The 23,903-nt window shown below is 61.5% G+C and carries 21 protein-coding genes; 7 read left to right on the plus strand and 14 right to left on the minus strand.

The features are described from left to right. Positions 1-52: 52 nt before the first annotated feature. Positions 53-787 carry a GntR family transcriptional regulator gene (locus tag ACRAWE_RS16805; protein ID WP_063918733.1) on the minus strand — a complete coding sequence of 245 codons (735 nt, stop codon included), beginning with the start codon at positions 785-787 and terminating at the stop codon, positions 53-55. Positions 788-1,442: 655 nt separating this feature from the next. Here ACRAWE_RS16805 and ACRAWE_RS16810 point away from each other — a divergent pair. After that, positions 1,443-2,840 (plus strand): purine-cytosine permease family protein, encoded by a 1,398-nt coding sequence (locus ACRAWE_RS16810; protein WP_019453052.1) that lies wholly within the window; start codon positions 1,443-1,445, stop codon positions 2,838-2,840. Continuing rightward, the gene (locus ACRAWE_RS16815) at positions 2,837-3,769 is read left to right on the plus strand and encodes a PfkB family carbohydrate kinase (RefSeq protein WP_025160101.1); all 933 of its coding nucleotides are present in this window, start codon (positions 2,837-2,839) and stop codon (positions 3,767-3,769) included. The genes ACRAWE_RS16810 and ACRAWE_RS16815 overlap by 4 nt, the downstream gene beginning before the upstream one ends. Before the next feature lie 34 nt (positions 3,770-3,803). Here ACRAWE_RS16815 and ACRAWE_RS16820 read toward each other — a convergent pair whose 3' ends face one another. Next, positions 3,804-5,054 (minus strand): nucleoside permease, encoded by a 1,251-nt coding sequence (locus tag ACRAWE_RS16820; RefSeq protein WP_025160102.1) that lies wholly within the window; start codon positions 5,052-5,054, stop codon positions 3,804-3,806. Positions 5,055-5,135: 81 nt separating this feature from the next. After that, positions 5,136-5,957, minus strand: coding sequence for a xanthosine phosphorylase (gene xapA, locus ACRAWE_RS16825; protein WP_063918732.1), 822 nt, complete (start codon positions 5,955-5,957; stop codon positions 5,136-5,138). Between the two features lie 136 nt (positions 5,958-6,093). Between xapA and ACRAWE_RS16830 the strand changes: the two genes are divergently transcribed. Next, on the plus strand, positions 6,094-7,005 hold the full coding sequence (locus ACRAWE_RS16830) for a LysR family transcriptional regulator (protein ID WP_197667903.1): 912 nt from the start codon (positions 6,094-6,096) through the stop codon (positions 7,003-7,005). Between the two features lie 17 nt (positions 7,006-7,022). Here ACRAWE_RS16830 and ftsP read toward each other — a convergent pair whose 3' ends face one another. The 4 genes from ftsP to parC form a co-directional block, all read right to left on the minus strand. Beyond that, entirely contained in the window at positions 7,023-8,438 is a 1,416-nt protein-coding gene (ftsP, locus tag ACRAWE_RS16835) for a cell division protein FtsP (RefSeq protein WP_019453057.1), read from the minus strand. A gap of 132 nt (positions 8,439-8,570) precedes the next feature. Next, positions 8,571-9,305, minus strand: a complete 735-nt coding sequence (locus tag ACRAWE_RS16840) for a 1-acylglycerol-3-phosphate O-acyltransferase (RefSeq protein ID WP_432525635.1) — start codon at positions 9,303-9,305, stop codon at positions 8,571-8,573. Positions 9,306-9,365: 60 nt separating this feature from the next. Continuing rightward, the gene (locus tag ACRAWE_RS16845) at positions 9,366-9,548 is read right to left on the minus strand and encodes a hypothetical protein (protein ID WP_154747313.1); all 183 of its coding nucleotides are present in this window, start codon (positions 9,546-9,548) and stop codon (positions 9,366-9,368) included. Between the two features lie 3 nt (positions 9,549-9,551). After that, positions 9,552-11,825 carry a DNA topoisomerase IV subunit A gene (parC, locus tag ACRAWE_RS16850; protein ID WP_019453059.1) on the minus strand — a complete coding sequence of 758 codons (2,274 nt, stop codon included), beginning with the start codon at positions 11,823-11,825 and terminating at the stop codon, positions 9,552-9,554. 325 nt (positions 11,826-12,150) lie between these two features. Here parC and ACRAWE_RS16855 point away from each other — a divergent pair, with 325 nt between their 5' ends. Next, on the plus strand, positions 12,151-12,732 hold the full coding sequence (locus tag ACRAWE_RS16855) for an NAD(P)H-dependent oxidoreductase (protein WP_019453060.1): 582 nt from the start codon (positions 12,151-12,153) through the stop codon (positions 12,730-12,732). A 33-nt stretch (positions 12,733-12,765) separates the two neighbouring features. Beyond that, positions 12,766-13,074, plus strand: a complete 309-nt coding sequence (locus ACRAWE_RS16860) for a putative quinol monooxygenase (protein WP_019453061.1) — start codon at positions 12,766-12,768, stop codon at positions 13,072-13,074. Between the two features lie 8 nt (positions 13,075-13,082). On the opposite strand, the gene ACRAWE_RS16865 is transcribed toward ACRAWE_RS16860, so the two are convergent. From ACRAWE_RS16865 to nudF, 6 genes are all read right to left on the minus strand, one after another. Next, a complete protein-coding gene (locus ACRAWE_RS16865; RefSeq protein WP_019453062.1) occupies positions 13,083-13,979 on the minus strand; it encodes a LysR substrate-binding domain-containing protein in 897 nt (298 codons plus the stop codon). 82 nt (positions 13,980-14,061) lie between these two features. Further along, positions 14,062-15,957 carry a DNA topoisomerase IV subunit B gene (gene parE, locus ACRAWE_RS16870; protein ID WP_004937254.1) on the minus strand — a complete coding sequence of 632 codons (1,896 nt, stop codon included), beginning with the start codon at positions 15,955-15,957 and terminating at the stop codon, positions 14,062-14,064. 46 nt (positions 15,958-16,003) lie between these two features. Beyond that, positions 16,004-16,588, minus strand: coding sequence for an esterase YqiA (yqiA, locus tag ACRAWE_RS16875; protein ID WP_019453064.1), 585 nt, complete (start codon positions 16,586-16,588; stop codon positions 16,004-16,006). Then, the gene (gene cpdA, locus ACRAWE_RS16880) at positions 16,588-17,415 is read right to left on the minus strand and encodes a 3',5'-cyclic-AMP phosphodiesterase (protein WP_019453065.1); all 828 of its coding nucleotides are present in this window, start codon (positions 17,413-17,415) and stop codon (positions 16,588-16,590) included. The genes yqiA and cpdA overlap by 1 nt, the downstream gene beginning before the upstream one ends. Positions 17,416-17,442: 27 nt before the next feature. Further along, entirely contained in the window at positions 17,443-17,868 is a 426-nt protein-coding gene (locus ACRAWE_RS16885) for a DUF1249 family protein (protein ID WP_004937244.1), read from the minus strand. Next, on the minus strand, positions 17,868-18,500 hold the full coding sequence (gene nudF, locus ACRAWE_RS16890; protein ID WP_004937242.1) for an ADP-ribose diphosphatase: 633 nt from the start codon (positions 18,498-18,500) through the stop codon (positions 17,868-17,870). The genes ACRAWE_RS16885 and nudF overlap by 1 nt, the downstream gene beginning before the upstream one ends. 347 nt (positions 18,501-18,847) lie before the next feature. Here nudF and tolC point away from each other — a divergent pair, with 347 nt between their 5' ends. Together tolC and dhaR are read left to right on the plus strand one after the other, a co-directional pair. Next, a complete protein-coding gene (gene tolC, locus ACRAWE_RS16895) occupies positions 18,848-20,368 on the plus strand; it encodes an outer membrane channel protein TolC (RefSeq protein ID WP_154747310.1) in 1,521 nt (506 codons plus the stop codon). A 149-nt stretch (positions 20,369-20,517) separates the two neighbouring features. Continuing rightward, the gene (gene dhaR / locus ACRAWE_RS16900) at positions 20,518-22,467 is read left to right on the plus strand and encodes a dihydroxyacetone kinase operon transcriptional regulator DhaR (protein ID WP_432525636.1); all 1,950 of its coding nucleotides are present in this window, start codon (positions 20,518-20,520) and stop codon (positions 22,465-22,467) included. On the opposite strand, the gene dhaM is transcribed toward dhaR, so the two are convergent. Continuing rightward, positions 22,464-23,894 carry a dihydroxyacetone kinase phosphoryl donor subunit DhaM gene (gene dhaM, locus ACRAWE_RS16905; protein WP_063918728.1) on the minus strand — a complete coding sequence of 477 codons (1,431 nt, stop codon included), beginning with the start codon at positions 23,892-23,894 and terminating at the stop codon, positions 22,464-22,466. The genes dhaR and dhaM overlap by 4 nt on opposite strands. Positions 23,895-23,903 lie beyond the last annotated feature (9 nt).

A 23,903-nucleotide genomic window follows, 5' to 3' on the forward strand; every position in this document is an offset into this window, starting at 1 on the left:
TCGCCGGGCGGCGATTATACGCACTAGTGACAAAAAGAGCATGGTTATTTCGCTAACCGTTCACTTCGAATTCATATACGTCGCTGCGGCACAAAATATCGCTGAACTCCAGCGCCTCCCCCTTGGCGTTACGGCTGGTCTGAGTGATATGCAACAGCGGTGCGCCGCACGGCACGTTCAGCAGTTCGGCGACCTCGTCGCTGCAGGACACCGCCTTCAGCAAAAAGTGTTTATCCTCAGGCACGATGCCGCGCGATTGCCATAACGCATACAGCGAGTGCTCCAGCTGCGCCGGCTCAGGCAGGAAGCGCGGCGGGATATAGGTGGTTTCCAGCGATACCGGGCTGCCGTTCAACAAGCGTAGACGCCGCAGCTTGACCACCTCATCCCCTTCCGTTAACCCCAGCGCCGCCGCGGCCTTGGCCGGCGCGCCGACCCGTGTACGCAGCAGCCAGCAGTTGCTGACGCTGCTGCCGTGACGCAGCGCCTGCGCGGTGAAGCCGCTGTCCTTATCGAGGGAATAGCCGATACGCATCGCCACGCGGGTGCCAACGCCCTGCTGCCGCGAAATCAATCCCTTCTCCTCCAGCAGTTTCATCGCTTTGCTGACGGTGACGCGCGACAGCGTCAAGCCCTCAGCCAGTTGCCGTTCCGCCGGCAAAAACGCCTCAGCCGCCAACACCTGCTGCCTGATCGCGGTTTCTATCGCCGTCGCCAGCTGAATATAGCGCGGCGCCGCCGTTCCCTGCGCCAGATGTTCACGCAACCAGGCCATAAAATCCGTCATTCGCCAACCCTCTTGTCTCGCCATTTGTCCCTGGTTCGCCGTTATCCTATCGCCGGTTCGGCGACAAAGCCCTTCACCATAACTAAAATATCGCTAATGTTTTCAGAGTGACATCACAATTTTTGCTCAATGGACTTTCATTGGATCTAGATCGCGCGTAATCTGTGCTTATTGATGTTGATACATCAATCGCACCAACACCAGGGACCCACTTTAAAAACAATAAAAAACCCGCTGCCGCGCCTAAAGGATACCCTTGATGGTCGGCAGCGGGTATATACTGTCAGCATAAACGCCCTATAATAAGCAACGGAGCTAATGGATAGCTTGCTCACTGCTCATAGCCATATCACAGGATCCCTTTGCGGCGGGCGACACGGATCGATGTCGGCATATAGAAACGTTCCCGCTTCGCCCCCCCGCTGCAGACCCACTCTTTGACTACACTCATTGGCGCCGTGCGGCCGACGTGCCTCACCCGAAAAGACGGGCATCGCCCTCACTTTGACAGACCTGGCGGCATCAGCCGCTATACACTGCGCGGTATCGACACCTGTCCCGACCGCGGGATAGCCAGTGTCAACCGCGCCAACGGAATCGATTTTCAGTCAACTGCGGCGGCCCTCGCGGCCCTGCGCAACAGGGATCATTTGCTATGACCGATATCAATCGCAATGAAGCATGGAAGGTAGAGAGCACCGGTATCGACCGGGTGCCTGACGCGGAGCAAACCGGTAAGCCCATCGAGCTGTTTTGGATCTGGTCGGCAGCCAATATCGGCATTCTCGGCGTGGTGTACGGCGCCATCATCGTCGGCTTCGGCTTGTCATTCCTGCAATCGGTACTCGCCGCACTGGTCGGCGTCGCCAGTTTCGTGCTGGTCGGCCTCACCAGCTTCGCCGGCAAGCGCGGGCGCACCTCTACGTTGACGCTCTCGCGGGTGATTTTCGGCCTGAAGGGCAACGTGGCGCCGACCCTGTTCAGTTGGATCAATCTGATGGGTTGGGAAGCGGTCAACGTGATCACCGGCACCCTGACGCTGGCGGCGCTGTTCGAGGCCTTCGGGCTCGGAACCAGCCACCTGCTGACCGCGCTCAGCCTGCTGCTGTTCGGCGGGCTCACTATCGTTGTCAGCCTGCTGGGGCAAAATACCGTGGTCTGGATGCAAAGCTGGTTCAGCCGCATCTTCGGCACCATGACGCTGATCGTGGTGCTGTATATCCTGTTCAATACCGAGTGGAGCCAGGTGCTGGCGCTGCCTTCCGGCAGTTGGTTGACCGGCTTCCTGCCTGCGGTCTCGGTGATCGCCGCCGGCACCGGCATCAGTTGGGCGATCGCCGGAGCCGATTACAGCCGCTATCAAAGCCCGAACTCCTCGAGCAAAAGCATTTTCGCCGCAGTGATGGGCGGTGCCTGCTTGCCGCTGATGCTGCTGATGCTGGCCGGCATCCTGCTTTCCGTGCAGTTGCCCGATCTGGCCAGCGCCGCCAACCCCATCGCACTGATTGGCTCGGTGTTGCCCGCCTGGATGGCCATTCCTTATCTGCTGGCCGCCACCGCCGGCATCGTCACCATCGCGGTGCTCAGCCTGTATTCCGCCAGCCTTAACCTGCTGACCATCGGCGTGCAGGTCAAACAGTGGTTGGCGGTGTCGATCGACGCCGTAGTGGTGTTGGGCATCGCGCTGTATGTGCTGTTCATCTCCGGCGACTTTATGGGGCCGTTCATCTCCTTCCTGGTGTTCTGCGGCGTATTCCTGGCGGCCTGGGAGGCGATTTTCCTGCTCGATTACCTGTGCCTGCGCCGCCGCCACGGGTATGATGGCAACGCTTTGTACGGCCTGCATGGCCAGAACCGCGGCGTGCGCAAAGCCCCGCTGTTCTGCTGGTTCCTCGGCGCCCTGTGCGGCCTGCTGGTCACCAAAACCGGTTTTATCGACGGCCCGCTGGCCAAAGGCTTGTTCGCCGATTCCAGCCTGGGGCTGTTTGTGTCGTTTGCGGTTAGTCTGATCGCTTACGGTCTGTACCTGACCCAACGCAGAGAACATCAATGAGTGAGTGGGAAGCTGTAACACCTGTCCTGGTGATTGGGGGCGCGGTCGGCGATCTGGTGATGACGCTGCCGCGCCTGCCGACCAGCGGCGAAGATATCGAAGCCCAGCCGCAGGCGCGGCAAATCGGCGGCTGCGCGTTCAACGTGGCGCGCGCGCTGGTGCACCTCGAGGCGCCGGTGATCAACGGCATGCCGGTCGGCAACGGCGAATGGGGCGCGGCGATCGAAGCCGCCATGGGCGAGCTCGGGCTGGAGGTGCTGTTGCGCCACGGCCAGATGGACAACGGCTGGTGCCTGGCGCTGGTGGAACCGAACGGCGAACGCACCTTCATCACGGTTTCCGGTTGTGAAAGCCAGTGGAATAAAGCGCAGCTGGCCACGCTGCCGCTGGCGGAGCACACTCTGATCTACGCCAGCGGTTACGAACTGGCGGGCGAAAGCGGCGAGGCGCTGCGCGAGTGGCTGACGCGTATGCCGTTCGACCAACCGCGCCTGATCGATCCCGGCCCGCGCATCGCTCAGCTCAGCGAAGATTTCTTCGCCATGCTCAGCGACAGCCACACCCTGTTGACGCTCAACCGCGACGAGGTGGCCACGCTGTGCGGCGCCGGTGACGCCGTGGAAGCCGCGCAGCGCTATGCCGCCGCGCGTAATCTGACGCTGATTTGCCGCCTGGATCGCGACGGCGCATGGATCTGCGATGGCCGCACGCCGCCGCTGCACGTTCCCGCCTATCCGGTGGACGTGGTCGATACCATCGGCGCGGGCGATGCCCACTGCGCCGGTTTGCTGGCGGGCCTGTCCGCCGGCTGGCCGCTGCCGCAGGCGGTCGATTTGGCCAACCGAGTCGCCGCCTGCGTGGTGGCCAGCCTCGGCGCAGCCAATCCGCCGAGCCGGCAGCAACTGCAACAGCGCTTCCCTCAGGCCTGACGTTGCCGGGCGCAGCCAGGCTGCGCCCTCTGCCTCACTGCGCCGCCGCCGCGTTCTCCTGCGGCTGGTGGCGGTAGTTGAAGCTCAACGCGAAGACGATCCCCAGCACCAGCGTATACAGCGCAAACACCAGCCAGATGCTCTGCCAGTCTTTCACGCCGTCATGGCTGAAGAAGTCCACCACCTCGCCGCTGGCGAGCGCCCCCAGATAGGCGCCCAAACCGTTGACCATGGTCATGAACAGCCCCTGCGCGCTGGCGCGGATACGGTGATCGGCCTCCTTCTCGACGAAAATGGCGCCGGAAATATTGAAGAAGTCGAACGCACAGCCGTAGACGATCATCGACAGCAGCAGCAGCACGAAACCAAAGCCGACCGGCGTGCCATAGGCCAGGAACAGGAAGCGCAGCGTCCAGGCCGCCATGCTGATCAACATGACCTGCTTGATGCCGTAACGGCGCAGGAAGAAGGGAATGGTGAGGATAAAGAACACTTCGGAGATCTGCGACAGCGACAGCAGCACCGCCGGATACCGGACGCTGAGGCTGTCCTGATACAGCGGATTGAGCGACAGATCGTGCAGGAACGGATTGCCGAAGGTATTGGTTATCTGCAGCGCCGCGCCAAGCAACATGGCGAACAGGAAAAACAGCGCCATGCGCCGCTGGCGAAACAGCACCAGCGCATCCAACCCCAGCACGCTGACCCAGCTCTTCGACTCGGCCGCGCGGTTGGTCGGGCAGCGCGGCAACGTCAGCGAGTAGGCGGACAGCAGCAGCGAGGCCGCAGATGCCAGATACAGCTGCAGGTTGCTGAGCTCGATTTGGCTGAAACCGACCAGCCACATCGCCAGAATGAATCCCACCGTGCCGTACACCCGCACCGGCGGAAAGTCCTTCACCGTGTCAAAGCCGTGTTTCTCCAGGCAGAAATAGGAAATGGCGTTGGAGAGCGCGATGGTCGGCATATAGACCATGGCGTTAAACAGCATCACCCAGAACATCAGCATCGGTTGTTCAACCTGCGCCGCGCAGTACAGCGCCAGCGCCCCGAGCAGGTGGCAAAGCGCATACAGGTAGTTGGCCTTCATCCACCGGTCGGCGATGATGCCCGCCAGCCCCGGCATGATCAGCGCCGCGATGCCCTTGGCGCTGTAGACCATCCCCACCTGCATGCCGCTGAAATGCAGCGTGTTGATCATGTAGGAGCCCAGCGTCACCAGCCAAGCACCCCAGATAAAGAACTGCAGGAAAATCATTACCTTCAATCGTGTTTTTATCGCCATCGCCATCACCTTGTTATTATGCTTTCAACGATGATTGGTGCGGCGGGCCCCCTGCAGCCCGCCGCCGGTATGCTTGCGGTGTTACAGCGTTTTGAACAGCTCGCGGATCAGACGCATGAAATCGTCTGCCGCCAGCGCCGCACAGCTGAGCGTTTGTTCATGGGAGAGCGGGGTATCCGACAGCCCTTCGGCGTAGTTGGTCATCGCGGACACCACCAGCACCTTGAGGCCACAGTGGCGCGCCGTCAGAACTTCCGGCACGATCGACATGCCCACCACGTCACAGCCGAGGGTCTGCATCATGCGGATCTCCGCCGGCGTTTCGAAGTTCGGCCCGGTGTAGGCGGCGAACACCCCTTCCGCCAGCGGGATGCCGGCGCTTTCGGCCACCGCCGCCAACTGGGCGCGCAGATCGCGATCGTAAGCGTTCGCCAGGCTGAAGAAGCGCGGCCCGAAGCGATCGTCATTGGCGCCGACCAGCGGCGATTCCGGCATGAAGTTGATGTGATCGGTAATGGCCACCAGGCTGCCCGGCGCCACCGAGCGGCGCAGCGAACCGGCGGCGTTGGTCGCCAGCAGGAATTCACAGCCCAGCAACTTGAAGGTGCGCACCGCAGTCGTCATCACCTGCATGCCACGCCCTTCATAGAAATGACCGCGCCCTTTCATGCACAATACCGGCACGCCCTCCAGCTTGCCGGCAACCAGTTGCCCGGCGTGGCCGGCGACGCCGCTCACCGGGAAACCTGGCAGCTCCGCGTAATCGATGGTGACGGTTTCGGTCATCACCTCCGCCAGGGCGCCGAGCCCGGAGCCGAGAATCAAGGCCGCCTTCGGCTGGAAACCCGGCAGGCGGGCGCGGACGACATCGGCGCAGGTAAAAGCATCTTCTTGATTAAACATCGTATTCTCTCTTTCAGCGGGGGACAATAATGCCCATAGTAGAGAGCGAGGCATGGCCGAGACCAATACATTCTTGGCGGCCGATTTATTCCATTTACCTATAAGTTGAGCTGCGTCACAGGAGGCGCTACCCCGGATGAACCCGCCCCATGCCCTGCCCGACCCCGGTCGGATTAACTTCCGCCTGCTGCATTATTTCCGCGTGGTGGCGGAAGAGATGAATTTTACTCAGGCGGCGCGGCGGCTGAATATGTCACAGCCGCCGCTCAGCAAGCACATCAAGGAACTGGAAAGCCAGCTCGGGGTAGTGCTTTTCAAACGCACCACCCGCTCCATGACGCTGACGCCGGCCGGCCGCACGCTACTGCGCAACGTCGAACGGCTGCTGGATCAGGCCGACAGCGCGCTGCATCAGGTACAACAAATGGGGCGCGGCGAAGGCGGCCACATGGTGGTCGGCATGGTCGGCACCTCAGCCTGGGGCGGTTTGATCGCGGCGCTGCGGCGCTTCAGCGAGCAGAGCGTCGGCGTCACTTGGTCGTTGAACGAGCTGACGCCCAGCCAGCAAATCGCCGCGCTGCAAAAGCGGCATATCGATATCGGGGTATGGCGAGAGGCGCAGCAGCAGACGCTGCCGGGATTGACCAGCCAACGGCTGGCGTGCGAAAACATCGCCGTGGTGCTGCCGCTCGATCACCCGCTGGCGCAGCAGGAAAATATTCCGCTGGCGGCGCTGCAGAACGACAGCTTCATCGTGCTGCCGCCGCATGAGGCCAGCCTGGGGCTGTATCTGCACAATCTGTGCCTGCAACAGGGATTCCTGCCGGACGTCGCGTATCAGGTTAACGAGCCGCAGACCCTGCTGGCGCTGGTGGCGGAAGGCTGCGGCATTACGCTGCTGCCGGACAGCTACGGCCGTATCCCATGGCCCGGCGTGCGGTTTTGCTCGCTGCAGCACGCGCCTTCGGCGGATCTGTACGCGGTATACCGCACCGACAGCGTGACACCGGTGGTGCAGGCCTTTTTGGAAATGCTGCGGGCGCCGTAAGCGGCCCGCAGAGCAGGTTACATCGCCGGCTGCACCATCAGCTGGCCGGCGGTGCCGCGGTCGGCCATCTCCAGCGTCTGGCTGTAATACAGGAACGGGAAGTGTTCGGAGGTGGGTTGGTTGAAATACACCAACAGCTCAACGTCGCCATCGACCCAGACGGTATCCTTCCAGCCGCGATCTTCCGCCATCGGCTGCGCGCCGTTAACGCGTTTGATCAGGAACTGCACGCCCTGAATATGGAACGCCTGCGGCGTATCCGCATGAATGTTCCAGCGTTCCCAGGTGCCTTGCTGCGCCTGCACGTCGATGCGATTCATGTCCCAAATCGCGCCGTTGATGCCGACGCCACCCTCACCCAGGCGGAAATCGCGGGTGCGGCTGGCGCTGCCGTCCAACAGCTGATCCGCCAGCAGGCGCATCGGCAGGTTGTCGGTCACCAGCGGCAGCAGGCCGGTTGGGCGTAGCGTCAGCACCTGAGTGGACACCAGAATGCTCGACGGTTCGAACAGGCCGCGCAGGCGATCCATGATGCCCGCCGCTTCACCGGCGGTGATGGTCACCTCGTCGCCCTTCGACATGTCGATCAGCACTTCCCGACGTTCCCCCGGCGCCAACGACAGCTGTTGCACCGCGACCGGCGCAGGCAGGAAGCCCTGATCGCTGGCGATCACGTTGAACGGCCGCCCGTCGCTGAGCTGCAGGGTATAACGCCGGGCATTGGAAGCGTTGAGCAAACGCAAACGCACCCAGCCGCGCGACACTTCGACATACGGGTTTTGCACACCGTTGACCAGCAGCGTATCGCCGACGAAACCGCCCTGCGACGGCGCATCGTATTGCGGCGTGCCAAAGTTATCGAAGCGTTTGTCCTGAATGATCAGCGGGAAGTCGTCGACGCCATAGTGGTTGGGCAACGGCAGCGCTTTGCTGACGGCGTCCTCCACCAGCCACAGCCCGGCCAGCCCGTTGTATACGTGCGGCGCCATACGGTTTGGCGTGTTGGCGTGGTACCAGCAGGTGGCCGCCGCCTGGCGAATAGGCAGCACCGGCGACCAGTCAACGTTAGGCGACATCATGCGCGGCGCGCCGCCCATCAGGGTGCCCGGCACCTGCAGACCGCTGATGGTCATCGCCACCGGCTCCTGCAGACGGTTGCTGTAGATCAGTTTGACGTCATCACCGCTGTAAACCCGCACCGTCGGCCCCAGGTACATGCCGTTGATGCCCCACACCGCCGCTTTGCGGTTATCCATAAACGCCCAGTGGGCGCGCTGCAAGGTCAGGAACAGCGGCTGACCGCGGCGAGATTCCAGCAGCGGGGGAATGGGTAACGGGGTCTGCGTTCCGCTCGCCTCAGCCCTCAGCGGCACGGCGCCCGCGCACAGCGCCAGGCCCGATGCCTGTAAAAACTGACGTCGACTGAGTGACATATTTTCTCCATGAAAAGCAATAACTAAACCGTGTGCAAAACCCAAACGCCCGCCAATCAAGATTAGCAGGCGTTCAGGCGTTAACGGCGCTGAACGCCAATTAAAACCCTATTCTTTGAAGCCGGTAGACTCTTATTTTTTTGCGGCGTTGCGCTGGGCAACTTCGGCGTCCAATTCGGCGATCTTCGCCTCCATCAGCTCGCGGCAATGGGCCGCCAGCTCGCGCACGTTTTCTTTGCCGTACTTGCTGGTATCCACCGGCGCCAACATCTCGACGATCACATGACCGTTATTCCAACGGTTAAGATTTATATTACCGCTGGTGGTGGATACGCAGATCGGCACAATCGGCACGCCGGCGGCGATGGCCGCGTGGAACGCGCCGGTTTTAAACGGCATCAGCCCGCGCCCGCGGCTGCGGGTCCCTTCCGGGAACATCCAGATCGAAATGTCTTTCTTCTTGAACTGCTCCGCCACCTGGGCGATGGTGCCGTGCGCCTTGGCGCGATTATCACGATCTATCAGCAGATTACCGGTCAGCCAATACAGCGGGCCGAAAAACGGGATCCACACCAGACTTTTTTTACCGACGGTCACGGTGCGCGGCTGCACGATATTGGAGGCCGTCACCATGTCGTAGTTATTTTGGTGGTTGGCGATATAGATGCAGTTGCCGTTGTTGGCCGCATCGGCCGGCACGCGGGTTTCAACCTTGATGCCGAACAGCGTCGACAGACGGCCGAAAAGATGGCCGAAGGTCGCCACATGGCGAGGGTCGCGCGGGCTGAACAAGCAATAAACAGAACCGAAAATACACACCAGAATACAGAAAAGAGTGGCGAGAACGGCACGCAAAATCAATAACATAACAACCTCATTAGCACACTGCCAACGCAGTTTACTTCGCTGCGCAGATTCCTTTACTCATTATTTGCCGGCAAGGCGGAAAGCACGCCCATGTCGCCTGCATTTCTCGCTATTTTCCCGCCAGGCGGCAGTACGCACAATAATTTTATGCGCAGAAATGTTAACTATTTGGAAAATAAACGCCAGCAAAAATAAATAAGGCGGCCACAGCACGCTGCGACCGCCCGTTAACGCCAGCGCCAACGCTTACTCTTCGCTGTCGCCGCCCGCAGCCCGCACCGGCGCATCCACTTCCACGCGATCGATGCGCTGCAGACCGCGCGGCAGCTGGGTGCCTTTACGGCCGCGTTCCGCACGGAATTTCTGCAGATCTTCAGGACGCAGCGTCAGCTTGCGTTTGCCGACGTGCAGCGTGACGGAGGCCTGCGGCGGCAACACGAACAGCCAGGCCAGTTTGTCTTCGCCGGCCGCGGCCTGCGCCGCCGGAATGGAGACGATCTTGTTGCCTTTGCCCTTCGACAGCTGCGGCAGATCGGCGACCGGGAACATCAGCATGCGCCCGGCGGCGGTGATCGACAGCAGCATGTCGTCTGCGCCGTGGATCTCCATCGGCGGCAGCGCTCTGGCGTTGTCCGGCAGCGTGATCATCACCTTGCCGGCGCGGTTGCGCGCCACCAGATCGTTGAAGGTGCAAACGAAGCCGTAACCGGCGTCGGAGGCCATCAACAGTTTCTGATCGTCGGCCGCCATCAGCACCTGTTCAATGGTGGCGCCCGGCGGCGGCGTCAGCTTGCCGGTCAACGGCTCGCCCTGCCCGCGCGCCGAAGGCAGCGTCATCGGATCGAGCGCATAGCTGCGCCCGGTAGAGTCGATGAACACCACCGGCTGGTTGCTCTTGCCGCGCGCTGCGCCACGGAAGCTGTCGCCGGCCTTGTAGCTCAAACCGCTCGGATCGATATCGTGACCCTTGGCGCTGCGCACCCAGCCCATTTCCGACAGCACGATGGTTACCGGCTCGGACGGCACGAAGTCGTGCTCGCTCATTGCCTTGGCTTCCGCACGCTCGGTCAGCGGCGAACGGCGATCGTCGCCGTATGTCTGCGCGTCGGCCTGGATCTCTTTCTTAATCAGCGTGTTCAGCTTGCGCTCGGACGCCAGCAGCGCCTGCAGCTGATCGCGCTCTTTCGCCAGCTCATCCTGTTCGCCGCGGATCTTGACCTCTTCCAGCTTGGCCAGGTGACGCAGTTTCAGCTCGAGGATCGCTTCCGCCTGGGTGTCGGAGATGCCGAAACGCTGCATCAGCACTGGCTTCGGTTCATCCTCGCTGCGGATGATGTGGATCACCTCGTCGATGTTGAGGAACGCCACCAGCAAACCTTCGAGGATATGCAGGCGCTTCAGCACCTTCTCGAGGCGGTAGTTCAGGCGGCGGCGCACCGTATCGCGACGGTAGGCCAGCCATTCGGTGAGGATCTCCACCAGCCCTTTCACCTGCGGGCGGTTGTCCAGACCGATCATGTTCATGTTGATGCGGTAGCTGCGTTCCAGATCGGTAGTGGCGAACAGGTGATTCATCACCTGCTCCAGATCGATGCGGTTGGAGCGCGGCACGATCACCAGACGCGTCGGGTTTTCGTGGTCGGACTCATCGCGCAGATCTTCAACCATCGGCAACTTTTTAGCGCGCATCTGACTGGCGATCTGCTCCAGCACCTTGGCACCGGACACCTGGTGCGGCAAGGCGGTGATCACCGCGCTGCCGTCTTCTTTCTTCCACACGGCGCGCATGCGCACCGAACCGCGGCCGCTCTGGTAGATCTTACGAATTTCATCGCGCGGGGTGATGATCTCGGCTTCGGTCGGGAAGTCCGGCCCCTGCACGAATTCGAGCAGATCGTCGAGTGAAGCGCCCGGCTTGTCGAGCAGCGCCACCGCAGCAGCGGCGACTTCGCGCACGTTATGCGGCGGAATATCGGTCGCCATGCCGACCGCGATGCCGGTGGTGCCGTTCAGCAGGATGTTCGGCAGACGCGCCGGCAGCATCTTCGGCTCTTGCAGCGTACCGTCGAAGTTCGGGATCCAGTCGACCGTGCCCTGACCCAGTTCGGCCAGCAACACTTCGGCGTATTTGGACAGGCGCGATTCGGTATAACGCATCGCCGCGAACGACTTGGGATCGTCCGGCGCACCCCAGTTCCCCTGGCCGTCCACCAGCGGATAGCGGTACGAGAACGGCTGCGCCATCAGCACCATGGCTTCATAACACGCGCTGTCGCCGTGCGGGTGGTATTTACCCAACACGTCGCCCACGGTACGGGCGGATTTTTTGAATTTGGCGCTGTTGTTCAGCCCCAGCTCAGACATGGCGTAGATGATGCGGCGTTGTACCGGCTTCAAACCGTCGCCAATGTACGGCAACGCCCGATCCATGATGACGTACATGGAATAGTTCAGATAGGCGTTTTCAGTGAATGTGTGCAGCGGTAAACGCTCTACACCGTCATGAGTCAGATCACTCATTACTCAATTATCCTCAGACCGTGGCTTGGCAATCCCTTGGACGACAAAAGGCATCGCTTGTCGATTCTGCCCGCGATAGTAACCCATCTGCGGGGTAGCTGTCACAGTTGGCGCAAGGATCGCCGGCGACGGCCGGTTGCGCTATGCGGTTTATGCAAAATTTCGCTCTCTGGCGGCCTGTTTATTGACTGACAGTCAACACTGTTGTGCGCCAGATCGCATTTTTACCTGCGCGGCTAACGATTACACTCATCGCCAGCTAGGTAGTTTCCCCCTTTGCGGCGGGAAGCATGCCATATCTTAACTCTGACGGGAGCCGCGAAAGATGAGCAATATCCTGATTATCAACGCTAAAAAGCAATTCGGCCATTCTAACGGCGAACTCAACCAAACCCTGAGCGACGTGGCGGAAAGCTTCCTGCGCGATCTGCAGCACGATGTGCAGGTCACCGTGGTCGACGACGGCTATGACATCGAGGCCGAAGTACAGAAATACCTGTGGGCCGACGCGGTCATCTATCAAATGCCGGGCTGGTGGATGGGCGAGCCCTGGATCCTGAAAAAATACATCGATGAAGTGTTCACCGCCGGTCACGGCAGCCTGTACGCCAGCGACGGCCGCACCCGCACCGACGCCGGTAAAAAATACGGCTCCGGCGGCCTGATCCAGGGCAAGAAATACCTGCTGAGCCTGACCTGGAACGCCCCGCTGGAAGCTTTCACCGATCCCGATCAGTTCTTCCACGGCGTCGGCGTCGATGGCGTTTATCTGCACTTCCACAAAGCCAATCAGTTCCTGGGAATGGAAGCGCTGCCGACCTTTATCTGCAATGACGTGATAAAACAACCGGATATCGAGACGGATATCGCACGTTATCGCGAGCATCTGGCGAAAATTTTTGCTTAACTGAGCCAGAATATCTTCATTAACGAGGCAAGCATGATCACTGTAATTGCAGAAATCAAAGCCAAACCGGGCCACCGCGCCACCGTACTGCAAGCCATTGAAAAATTGGTGCCGCTGGTGCTGGCGGAAGAAGGTTGCGGCGAATATACGCCGATGATCGACAGCAATACCCAAGCCCCCTGGCAGAAGCTGTCGCCGGATTCGGTATTCATGCTGGAGAAATGGGAAAGCATGGCGCATCTGGAAAAACACCTGGCGATTGAGCACATGCTCAAACACCGCGACACCATCAAGGACAGCGTGCTGGGCACCGAGATCTACATTCTGGAAAACGCCCTGTAAACCCCGCCTTATAACGTCTGCGCGTCGATGTGCGCGCTGACGTAGTCAAGAAAACAGGTGATGCGCGCCGCCAATTGCGTATTGCGGTAATAAACGGCATTGATCGGCTGGCGCACGTCCAGCGTCTCCTGTTCCAGCAACGTCACCAGCCGGCCCTCTTCACGATCGCGGCGGGTCATGAAGTCTGCCAGCTGTACGATCCCCTCGCCTCGCAGCGCCAATTGCCGCAGCGTTTCACCGCTGGATGCAGCCAGGGTTGGCGTGATGGTGAAATGTGGCGCCTGGCGATAACGCAACGGCCATTGGTTCAGCGATTCCGGCTGGGTAAAACCCAGCAGGCAATGATGATGCAGCTCATCCACGCTCTGCGGCACACCGCACCGCTGCAGATAAGCCGGGCTGGCGAGAATGCGCAGCCGGCTGGCCCCCAGCGCGCGCGCGTGAATGGTCGAATCACGCAGCACGCCGATGCGAATGGCGATATCCGTGCGTTTTTCCAGCAGATCGATAATCAGGTTGTCGGTGTTCAGTTCGAGCGAAATTTGCGGGTAGCGTTCCCTGAACCCGGCCACCATCGGCACGATGACGTGCTCCATGAAAGGCGCGGCCGCGTTGATCCGCAACCGCCCGGCAGGCATTTGCCGGCGCACCGCCATTTGCTCCTCGGCATTTTCCACCGAGCTGATGATCGTACGCGCATGGCTCAGGAAACTCTGCCCCTCTTCGGTCAGCTCTAAGCGACGCGTGGTGCGGCGCATCAGGGTGGTATCGAGCTTGTTCTCCAGGCGGCTGAGCGCGCGGCTGATGCCGGAGGTGGTCTGGCCGAGCTGATCGGCGGCGGAGGTAATGGAGCCGCTGTCGACCACCGAGGTGAACGCCAGCAATTCTTCGAGCGTGATCTTCATGCACTCCGCCCCAGGTTATCGGGCGCCGCATGAACGCCCTGCGGGAAAGCAGGCCCGACGAACCGCCGGGCCAGGGTCAGGCTCAGACCGCCAATTCGGCCATGTCGCCCTTGTCTTGCAGCCAGTTGCGGCGATCTTCCGAGCGCTTCTTGGCCAACAGCATGTCCATCACCGCCAGCGTCTGATCGACGTCATCCTCCGCCACCGTCAGCTGCACCAGACGGCGGGTGTTCGGATCGAGGGTGGTTTCGCGCAGCTGCAGCGGGTTCATCTCGCCCAGGCCTTTAAAGCGCTGGACGTTCGGCTTGCCCTTCTTGCGCTTCAGCTGTTCCAGCACGCCGGCTTTTTCTTCTTCATCCAGCGCGTAGAACACCTCTTTACCGAGATCGATACGGTACAGCGGCGGCATGGCGACATAGACGTGGCCGCCTTTCACCAGCGAACGGAAGTGGCGCACGAACAGCGCGCACAGCAGCGTGGCGATGTGCAAGCCGTCGGAGTCCGCATCCGCCAGAATGCAGATTTTGCCGTAGCGCAGCTGGCTGAGGTCTTCGCTGTCCGGATCGATGCCGATCGCCACGGAAATGTCGTGCACTTCCTGCGAGGCCAGCACTTCGTCCGAGGAGACTTCCCAGGTATTCAGGATCTTGCCCTTCAGCGGCATGATCGCCTGATATTCGCGATCGCGCGCCTGCTTGGCCGATCCGCCCGCCGAGTCCCCTTCCACCAGGAACAGTTCGGTCATGGCCAGATCCTGCGAGGTGCAGTCCGCCAGCTTGCCCGGCAGCGCCGGCCCGCTGGTCAGCTTCTTGCGCACCACTTTCTTGGCGGCGCGCAGACGGCGCTGGGCGCTGGAAATCGCCAGCTCGGCCAGCTGTTCCGCCGCCTGAACGTTCTGGTTCAGCCACAGGCTGAAGGCGTCTTTCACCACGCCGGAAACGAAGGCCGCGCACTGACGCGAGGAGAGACGCTCTTTGGTCTGCCCGGCGAACTGTGGATCCTGCATCTTCACCGACAGCACGTAGGCGCAGCGATCCCAGATATCCTCCGCCGACAGCTTCACGCCGCGCGGCAGAATATTGCGGAATTCGCAGAACTCGCGCATCGCGTCCAGCAGCCCCTGACGCAGGCCGTTGACGTGGGTGCCGCCCTGCATGGTCGGGATCAGGTTGACGTAGCTTTCGGTCAGCAGCTCACCGCCTTCCGGCAGCCACAGCAGCGCCCAGTCCACCGCTTCGGTGTCACCGGCGAAGTTGCCGACGAACGGCGCTTCCGGCAGGGTGATCAGGCCGTTGACCGCTTCCATCAGGTAATCGGTCAGGCCGTCCTGGTAACACCAGCGCTGTTCGGTGTTGTTCACCTTGTCGATGAAATAGATCTCGACGCCGGGGCACAGCACCGCTTTGGCTTTCAGCAGGTGAGTCAGGCGCGATACCGAGAAACGCGGGCTGTCGAAGAACTGTTCGTCGGGCCAGAAGTGCACGCTGGTGCCGGTGTTGCGTTTGCCGCAGGTGCCGGTCACCGTCAGATCTTGCACCTTGTCGCCGTTTTCGAAGGCGATGCTATAAACGTTGCCGTCGCGGCGCACGTTGACTTCCACCCGCTTCGACAGGGCGTTGACCACCGAGATGCCAACGCCGTGCAGGCCGCCGGAGAACTGGTAGTTTTTATTCGAGAATTTACCGCCGGCGTGCAGCCGGCACAGGATCAACTCAACCGCCGGCACGCCCTCTTCCGGGTGGATGTCCACCGGCATGCCGCGGCCGTCGTCGATCACTTCCAGCGACTGATCGGCGTGCAGAATCACGTCGATGCGCTTGGCGTGGCCGGCCAACGCTTCGTCGACGCTGTTATCGATCACCTCTTGGCCGAGGTGGTTTGGGCGCGTCGTGTCGGTATACATGCCGGGACGACGGCGCACTGGTTCTAGACCGCTGAGTACTTCAATGGCATCAGCGTTATAGCTGGATTGAGTCATCGTTGATTATTTTTTCGTGGTTAAAGGGAGGTGCCGGAACGGTCCGTCAGACCGCGTTTAGCCCTAAAAAATCCACAATCTGGGGGAAGTAGTGCTCGAAACCGACGAAGGCGTGGTTTCCACCCGACTCCACCGTTTGCCGACACGCGGTGTAATACGCCACTGCCTGGCCGTAATCGAGAATTTCATCGCCCGTTTGCTGCAGCAGCCAGATTAAATCCGGCGACTCCAAAGGATCGATCTGCATCACTTTCAGATCGTAAACGTGCCGAGACTCTAACACATATTGCTGGCCGGTGTAGGGGTTCTCGTTGGTGCCGAGGTAGTCGACCAGCAGCTCAAACGGCTTGACCGCCGGGTTGACCACCACCGCCGGCAGCGAAAAACACTGCGACAGCCAGGTGGCGTAATAGCCGCCCAGCGATGAGCCCACCAGCCCGAGCGTTTGCCCGGCGCGTTCCAGCACCAGGTTCTCCAGCATCTCGGCGGCCTCCGCCGGAAACGCCGGCAGCTGCGGCACCAGCATCTCGATATCGGGATGACGCTCGGCCAGCCAAGCCTTGAAGGCCACCGCCTTGGCCGACTGCGGCGAGCTGTTGAAACCGTGCAGGTAGAGCAGTGTCGAAGGCATCAGTATCCATCCGAGTCCATATCGGGGCGGAAGTCGTCGTTTTCCAGGCGGAACACCTGCGTCTCGACGCGGCCGTCCGGCAGCAGATCGAGGTAGCGCCAACCGGGAGAGACGTCGTCGATGGTAAAGTTAGTGCAGTGCGGCTTGAATTGCACGCAGGTGGACGGCGTCGCCAGCAGACGCCGGCCTTGCCATTCCAGATCCAAATCCTGGTGAATGTGCCCGCACACCACGGTGTTCACTTTCGGGTAGCGCAGCAGGATCGCCCCCAGCATATGCGGGTTGCGCAGGCTGTGCTGATCGAGCCAGGTACAGCCGGAAGGCAGCGGATGATGGTGCAACAGCAACAGCGTATAGCGCTCGGGGTGAGCCTGCAGGCAGCGCTCCATCCATTCGAGCTGGTATTCGCTCAATTCGCCGTGCGGTACGCCGAATACCTGGCTGTCCAACATCAGCACCTGCCAGCTGTCGCCCAGCAACACCTGCTTGGAAGGGGCGATGCCGGCGGCGGCCAACGCGTCGACCATCGCCGGTTGAAAATCGTGGTTGCCCGGCAGCCACACGCAGGGAGCCGGCAGTTGCGCAATGCCGGCGGCAAAGTGGCGGTACGCCGCCTGCGAATGATCCTGCGCCAAATCTCCCGTGGCGACGATCAGATCGACATCGCGGCGCTGCGCCTGAATGGCCTCCAGCACCGCGTGATAACTGCGATAGGTATTGATGCCGAGCAGCGTCTCGTGTTCGCCGGCAAAAAGGTGGGTATCTGTTATTTGTAGAATCCTGACCGCGGCCCCACTCGCCACAGGCAGTTTAAACAGGCTTTCCAAATGGTGTCCTTTGTTATTTCAGTCTGTCTAACAAACCGGAACCGCCATCGCTCCATGCGCCAAACAGTAGCGCAGCCAATCAGCAAGAAACTGGTTAATTTGATGCTTTTCGTCGCGTTGATGCAACTTTTTATTAGGATAATCATAACGCGCTTTAAAGCGGTAGATCTGCTGGCTGGAACACACTTCCGCAACCATGGCGTCATGGTATAACCGCACCGTCATCGCGGGCAGGCTCCAGTAGCTGACCGCCGGAAAAATCTGCTCGATCTCCACCAGCGACGTGTAACGCGTGGACTCAACGATGGTCAAACGATAGCCGGCGCCGTTCACCTGATAAGTTACCGTTTCACCCGCTTCGTCGTTGCGCGGCAGCAAGCGGCGCAATTGCGCGAAGTTGGTTTCGCACAATCTCATCATTTCGGGGAAATCAGGGGTATAGCGCTGTTTCATTAGTTGGCCCACTCTTTTCTCAACGATTCATGGTGCAACGCCAGCCATTGCAATGCAATCACTGATGCGGCGTTATCGATCGCGCCCTCTTCGACCCAACGGTAAGCCTGCTCGCGGCTGACCACGTGGACGCGGATATCTTCATGCTCTTCCGCCAGGCCGTGGATGCCTTCGGCGGTGCCGGCGTCCACCTCGCCGACCATGATCGACAGACGTTCGCTGGTGCCGCCGGGGCTCGCCAGGTAGCTCAGCACCGGTTTGCAACGTCCGACCACCACGCCGGCCTCTTCCTGCGCTTCGCGGCGGCACACGTCTTCGACGCTTTCGCCGGTTTCGATCATACCCGCCACCATTTCCAGCAGCCAGGGCGAATTACTGGTATCGACCGCGGCGATGCGCAGTTGTTCAATCAGCACGACTTCGTCGCGCACCGGATCGTAAGGCAGCAGCACCGCCGCATGGCCGCGCTCGAAAATTTCACGCGTGATTTCAGGACTCATTTCGCCATTGAACAAGCGATGACGGAACCGGTATAAATTGAGTGAAAAAAAACCACGGTACAGCGTCTCGCGTGCAATAATCTCTACATCTTTTTTGTCGAAAGTGACGGGCGACGGCTGCGAACGGTTCATGAACGAATTCTCCTGCGTGAGTATGCCGATAAAATAAACGGTTTTGATGACAGAAACAGCGGGACTGTCCGCCGCGGCTTTATGTTAGGCTGTTTTTCGCCGCCGGATGCGGCACGTTTGTGCGCTCGCATGTAATAGTGGGAAACAATCCGGATTGTCAGCCATAATATCAGCTGCAGTCGACCCGGGCAGTACGCCAAGGTAAATAGGCGGTCTGAAAGGTAAAAGTTGCGCGAGATGGCACATTCAGCCACCTGATGCGCACCGCAGACTCTGCTAGAATCGGCAACTATTTCGTCTATCGTCAGCGCTAACATAGCAATATTGCTGCACAACAAGGAATGCAAATGAAGAAACTGCTCCCCCTTCTTATCGGACTAAGCCTGGGCGGCTTCAGTGCAATGAGCCAGGCAGAGAACCTGCTGCAGGTCTACAAACAGGCCAGGGAAAGTAACCCGGATCTGCGCAAAAGTGCAGCTGACCGCGACGCCGCATTCGAAAAGATCAATGAAGCGCGCAGCCCGCTGCTGCCGCAGCTCGGCCTGAGCGCTGGTTACAACTACAATAACGGCTATCGCGACAGCAACGGCGTCAACAGCAATGTCACCAGCGCTTCGCTCGGCCTGACCCAAACCATTTTCGACATGTCGAAATGGCGCGCGCTGACGCTGCAGGAAAAGACCGCCGGCATCTCCGACGTGACCTTCCAGACGGCGGAACAGCAGCTGATCCTCAATACCGCTACCGCCTATTTCAACGTGCTGAGCGCCATTGACACGCTCTCCTATACCCAGGCGAACAAACAAGCGGTTTACCGTACGTTGGATCAAACCACCCAGCGCTTCAACGTAGGCCTGGTGGCGATCACCGACGTGCAGAACGCCCGTTCCTCCTACGACACCGTGCTGGCGGCCGAAGTCACCGCCCGCAACAACCTGGACAACGCGCTGGAAGCGCTGCGCCAGATCACCGGCACCTTCTATCCGGAGCTGGCCTCGCTGAATACCGATCGCTTCAGCACCCAGCGCCCGGAAGCGGTGAACAACCTGCTGAAAGAAGCGGAAGCGCGCAACCTGAGCCTGCTGTCCGCCCGTCTGAGCCAGGACCTGGCGCGCGAGCAGATCCGCTCTGCGCAGACCGGCTATATGCCAACGGTCAACCTGAATGCGTCGACCGGGATCACCAATACCCGTTACAACGGTTCCGCCACTCACGACACGCTGAGCTCCAGCCGTTACAGCAATTCTGATGCCGGCCAAAACCAGGTGGGCGTTTCGATCAGCCTGCCGCTGTACAGCGGCGGCGCAACCAACTCGCAGGTGGAACAGGCGCAGTACGGCTTTGTCGGCGCTAGCGAGCAGCTGGAAAGCGCCCACCGCGGCGTGGTGCAGACCGTGCGTTCGTCGTTCAACAACGTCAACGCCTCGATCAGCAGCATCAACGCCTACAAACAGGCGGTGATCTCCGCGCAGAGCTCTCTGGATGCGATGGAAGCCGGTTACCAGGTGGGTACCCGCACCATCGTCGACGTGCTGAACGCCACCAGTACCCTGTATAACGCCAAGCAGCAGCTTTCCAGCGCGCGTTATACCTACCTGATCAACCAGCTGAACATCAAGTCGGCGCTCGGCACGCTGAACCAGAACGATCTGCTGACGCTGAACGGCGCACTGGGCAAACCGGTGTCGACCGCACCTGACGCCGTCGCGCCGCAGAACCGTGCTCAGGACGCCTACGCGGACGGCTATCAGGACAACGCGCCGATGCAACAGGTCGCCGCGCCTGCGCCAACCGCTACCCGCGCTGCCGCGCCAGCCGTCAGCCAGCCGCAGCCGGTTCGCAACAGCGGTAACCCATTCCGCAACTGATGCGCGCACGTTGATAAACACGGGGTTCGGCCTGCGCCGCACCCCGTTTTTTTTGCCCCATTTCCCCGCTTCTGCCCACCGCCTCACAGCCGCCGCTGCGCCAGGTGGTATCATCGTCACTCTCGTTTTCGCAGTCTGGATGAGGTTCGATGGACAACGATTCACGTTGGCAGCGTTTGATTAACGACGGCGAACTGCCGCCGCCACTGCGCCCGACGCAGGCGGTTTACGCCTCCTGGCTGCGCTGCCGCAGCCTGATGCAGCCCGAGGTCTGGCAAGCGCCTCACCGCGCGCAGGGCGCCACCTTCGAATCGATTTGTCGCCGCAAGAACGACCTGCTGACGCTCGGCCAGGCGGCGCTGGAAGACGCCTGCGAATACATGGAGCCGCGCCGCTGCCTGCTGATGATCCTCGACGAGAGCGGCTGCATGCTGTGGCACTGCGGCGACGCCCAAACCTGGGAGCATTTGCAGCAATTGGGGTTCGCCCCCGGCGCTTATTGGGCAGAGGGGCAGATCGGCACCAACGCCCCGGCGCTGGCGGCGGCGGAAGGCCATCCGGTGCGAGTGAGCGGTGAAGAACATGTGCGCCGGGCGCTGCACGGCTGGTCGTTCTGCGCCACGCCGGTTTACGACAACAGCGGCCGTCAGCGCGGCTCGATCGCGTTGGGCTGCCTGCTGGCCGATTGCGCCGCCGGCGATTTGTCGCTGACGCTGGCCATCGCCCGCGAAATCGGCAATTCACTGAACGCCGACGGCCTGCTGGCGGAGTCCAACCGTCATCTGAATCAGCTTTACGGCCTGCTGGACGGCGTGGACGACGGCGTGATGGCCTGGGATCACCGCGGCTACCTGCAATACATCAACCAACGCGCCGCCGGCCTGCTGAAGCTGGACGAACAGCAGAGCCAGGGCAAACCGCTGGCGCAACTGCTGACGCTGCCAGCCCTACTCAAACGCGCCATCGCCGATCAGCAACCGCTGCAACACGTCGAGGTCACCTTCGAAAGTCAGCGGCAGTTTATCGCCGCCTTGCTGACGCTAAAGCCGATTTTCGACGGCGATCGCTGCAGTTTCATCGCCCTGCTGCACCCGCTCGAGCGGTTGCGCCAGTATGTCAGCAGCCAGTTGGGGCGCGTCAGCCACAGCTTCGAGCAGATGCCCTCCGCCTCGCTGGAGATGCGGCGGCTGATCCGTTATGGGCAGCAGGCGGCCAAAGGCCAGCATCCGATCCTGCTGCGCGGGGAGGAAGGCGTCGGCAAAGAGCTGCTCAGCCAGGCCATCCACAACGCCGGCGAACGCGCCGCCGGGCCGTATATCGCCCTCAACTGCCAGCTGCTGCCGCAGGCGCAGGGGCTGCGTGAACTGCTGGGCAGCGACGCCAGCGAAGAAGAGGCCGGTCAGCTCAGCAAATTCGAATTGGCCAACGGCGGCACGCTGTACCTCGAACAGATCGAATACCTGCCGGCGGAGATGCAGTCGGCGCTGCTGCAGGTGCTGAAAACCGGCGTAGTGATCCGCCTCAATTCCAGCCGGGTGATCCCGGTCGATGTGCGGGTGATCGCCGGCAGCGCCGCCGATCTGCCGCTGCTGGTGCAGCAAAACCGCTTCCGCCGCCAGCTGTTTTACAGCCTGCAGGCGTTCGAGCTCCAGATCCCACCGCTGCGTCAGCGGCTGAGCGATATTCCGCTGCTGGTCAAACACCATCTGCGCACGCTGGAGCAGCATTTTCAGTGCCGCTTTCGGGTGGATGACGAAGTGATGACCCAGTTGGCGCTCTACCTGTGGCCGGGCAACGATTTGGAACTGAAAGGGGTGGTGGAGCGCGCGGCGATGATCTGCCACGGCCACCACATCCAGCTGGCGGATCTGCCGGCGCACCTGCTCGGCCAGCCGTCGCTGCTGGAGAGCGATCCGCAGCCCGGCGCGCCGCTGTTGACGCTGACGGACATGGAGCGCCAGGCGATCCTCCGCGCGGCGACCGTCAGCCGCGGCCAGCTGGCGGAGATGGCGCAGCTGCTGGGCATCGGCCGCACCACCCTGTGGCGGAAGATCAAACAGCACGGGATCGACATCCGCCAGTTCAAGCTGCGCGCTTAGTGGCTGAGCTGCAACACCCCGCGCGCGGCGTCCAACATCGCTTTCTGCCCGCTGCGGGTTTTGCTCAGGCAATCCTGCATGCCGACCACCATCGGAATGCCCATCGCCTTCGCCAAAATGGCGCTGTGCGACAGGGCATTGCCGCCGCTCAGGCAGATGCCGAGCACCAGCCGGCGGTCGAGCATCACCACCTCTGAGGGCATCAGCTCGTCCATCACCAGTATCGACGGTTCTGCCAGCGCGATGGCCGGCAGCGCCTGCCCCTCTAGATGGCACAGCGTGCGGCGCAGCATGTCGCGCACGTCCAGTTCGCGCGCCCGCATGTAGTCGTCATCCAGCTCGCGGTACTCTTCGGCGATCGCCTCCAGCACCTGTCGCCAGGCCTGCTCGGCGCTGCACAGCTGCTGCGCAATGCGAGTGTAAGCCGCCTGCTGCAGATCCGGGTCGTCCAGCAGCATGCTGTGAGCGCCGAAGATCGCCGCCTGCGGCTTGCCGATCAGCGTGCCGGTGCGCTCCGCCAGCCGGTTCAGATCGCTCAACGTTTGCTGCAGCGCCTCCCGCAGGCGTTGCTGTTCGCCCAACACCTCGTCCGCGCCAATCCGTCGATCGGCGGCTGGCGGCCAGAAACTGCGGGCCTGAAACACCGGCCCGCTGGTGACGCTTTCCGCCACCGGGATGCCATGCAGCGAAGGCTGCTGCCGCTCGGAGACCGTCTCGCCGAAGTGTTGCTCCGCCAGCGCCTTGAACGCCGCCAGCGCTTCGTCCGCCTGCGCGCCGTCGGCGATCAGGCGAATGGTGTCGCCGTGACGCACCTGCAGCAGCGCCAGCTGATTGAGGCTGCGCGGATCGACGCACTGCCCCTGTTTTTCCAGCACCAGCTCGGCCTTGAACGGCGCCAGCGCCTCGACCAGCCGCGCCGCCGGGCGCGCGTGCAGCCCGTGCGGGTTCTGCACCGTCCAGGTTATGCTTTTGCCCTGCGCCAGCGGCAAAGCCGCGTTCTTCGCGGCCGGTGAGCCTTCGCCCAGCTGCGCCTGCTTGGCCTGCAGCGCGCCCTGCGCCTCCGCCACCACCTGCTCCAGCGAAGCGCCGGAGTTGGCGGCCACCACCGCCGCCAGCGTGCCTTCGACCAGCGGCGCGGCGCAAAGCCGCACCTTGGCGGCCAACTCCGGATCCAGCAGATCGAGCGCGGTTTCCGCACTGAGCAGCGCGCTGCCCAAATCCATCAGCACCAGAATGCCATCGCCGTCGGCGACCGATTCAATAGCCTCCATGACCTTGACCGCGTCGGTGCCGATCGGGTGCTCCTCGTCATCCACGCCCGCCGCCAGCGCCAGCTTGCAGCCGTCGCCACGCATCATCTGCCGCGCCAACTGCTCAACGCCGCGCGCCAGCAACGCGCTGTGCGAAACCACCACGATATTAATCATCTCGCCTCC

The organism is Serratia sp. BFP-2025 (assembly GCF_050880365.1).
In the GTDB taxonomy this organism is placed as follows: domain Bacteria; phylum Pseudomonadota; class Gammaproteobacteria; order Enterobacterales; family Enterobacteriaceae; genus Serratia; species Serratia surfactantfaciens.

What these genes read in the sequence shown, in the direction of transcription:
- ACRAWE_RS16805 (WP_063918733.1), bottom strand. Translation starts at nt 787, where the DNA reads ATGACGGATTTTATGGCCTGGTTGCGTGAACATCTGGCGCAGGGAACG.
- ACRAWE_RS16810 (WP_019453052.1), top strand. Translation starts at nt 1,443, where the DNA reads ATGACCGATATCAATCGCAATGAAGCATGGAAGGTAGAGAGCACCGGT.
- ACRAWE_RS16815 (WP_025160101.1), top strand. Translation starts at nt 2,837, where the DNA reads ATGAGTGAGTGGGAAGCTGTAACACCTGTCCTGGTGATTGGGGGCGCG.
- ACRAWE_RS16820 (WP_025160102.1), bottom strand. Translation starts at nt 5,054, where the DNA reads ATGGCGATAAAAACACGATTGAAGGTAATGATTTTCCTGCAGTTCTTT.
- xapA (WP_063918732.1), bottom strand. Translation starts at nt 5,957, where the DNA reads ATGTTTAATCAAGAAGATGCTTTTACCTGCGCCGATGTCGTCCGCGCC.
- ACRAWE_RS16830 (WP_197667903.1), top strand. Translation starts at nt 6,094, where the DNA reads ATGAACCCGCCCCATGCCCTGCCCGACCCCGGTCGGATTAACTTCCGC.
- ftsP (WP_019453057.1), bottom strand. Translation starts at nt 8,438, where the DNA reads ATGTCACTCAGTCGACGTCAGTTTTTACAGGCATCGGGCCTGGCGCTG.
- ACRAWE_RS16840 (WP_432525635.1), bottom strand. Translation starts at nt 9,305, where the DNA reads ATGTTATTGATTTTGCGTGCCGTTCTCGCCACTCTTTTCTGTATTCTG.
- parC (WP_019453059.1), bottom strand. Translation starts at nt 11,825, where the DNA reads ATGAGTGATCTGACTCATGACGGTGTAGAGCGTTTACCGCTGCACACA.
- ACRAWE_RS16855 (WP_019453060.1), top strand. Translation starts at nt 12,151, where the DNA reads ATGAGCAATATCCTGATTATCAACGCTAAAAAGCAATTCGGCCATTCT.
- ACRAWE_RS16860 (WP_019453061.1), top strand. Translation starts at nt 12,766, where the DNA reads ATGATCACTGTAATTGCAGAAATCAAAGCCAAACCGGGCCACCGCGCC.
- ACRAWE_RS16865 (WP_019453062.1), bottom strand. Translation starts at nt 13,979, where the DNA reads ATGAAGATCACGCTCGAAGAATTGCTGGCGTTCACCTCGGTGGTCGAC.
- parE (WP_004937254.1), bottom strand. Translation starts at nt 15,957, where the DNA reads ATGACTCAATCCAGCTATAACGCTGATGCCATTGAAGTACTCAGCGGT.
- yqiA (WP_019453064.1), bottom strand. Translation starts at nt 16,588, where the DNA reads ATGCCTTCGACACTGCTCTACCTGCACGGTTTCAACAGCTCGCCGCAG.
- ACRAWE_RS16885 (WP_004937244.1), bottom strand. Translation starts at nt 17,868, where the DNA reads ATGAAACAGCGCTATACCCCTGATTTCCCCGAAATGATGAGATTGTGC.
- nudF (WP_004937242.1), bottom strand. Translation starts at nt 18,500, where the DNA reads ATGAACCGTTCGCAGCCGTCGCCCGTCACTTTCGACAAAAAAGATGTA.
- tolC (WP_154747310.1), top strand. Translation starts at nt 18,848, where the DNA reads ATGAAGAAACTGCTCCCCCTTCTTATCGGACTAAGCCTGGGCGGCTTC.
- dhaR (WP_432525636.1), top strand. Translation starts at nt 20,518, where the DNA reads ATGGACAACGATTCACGTTGGCAGCGTTTGATTAACGACGGCGAACTG.
- dhaM (WP_063918728.1), bottom strand. Translation starts at nt 23,894, where the DNA reads ATGATTAATATCGTGGTGGTTTCGCACAGCGCGTTGCTGGCGCGCGGC.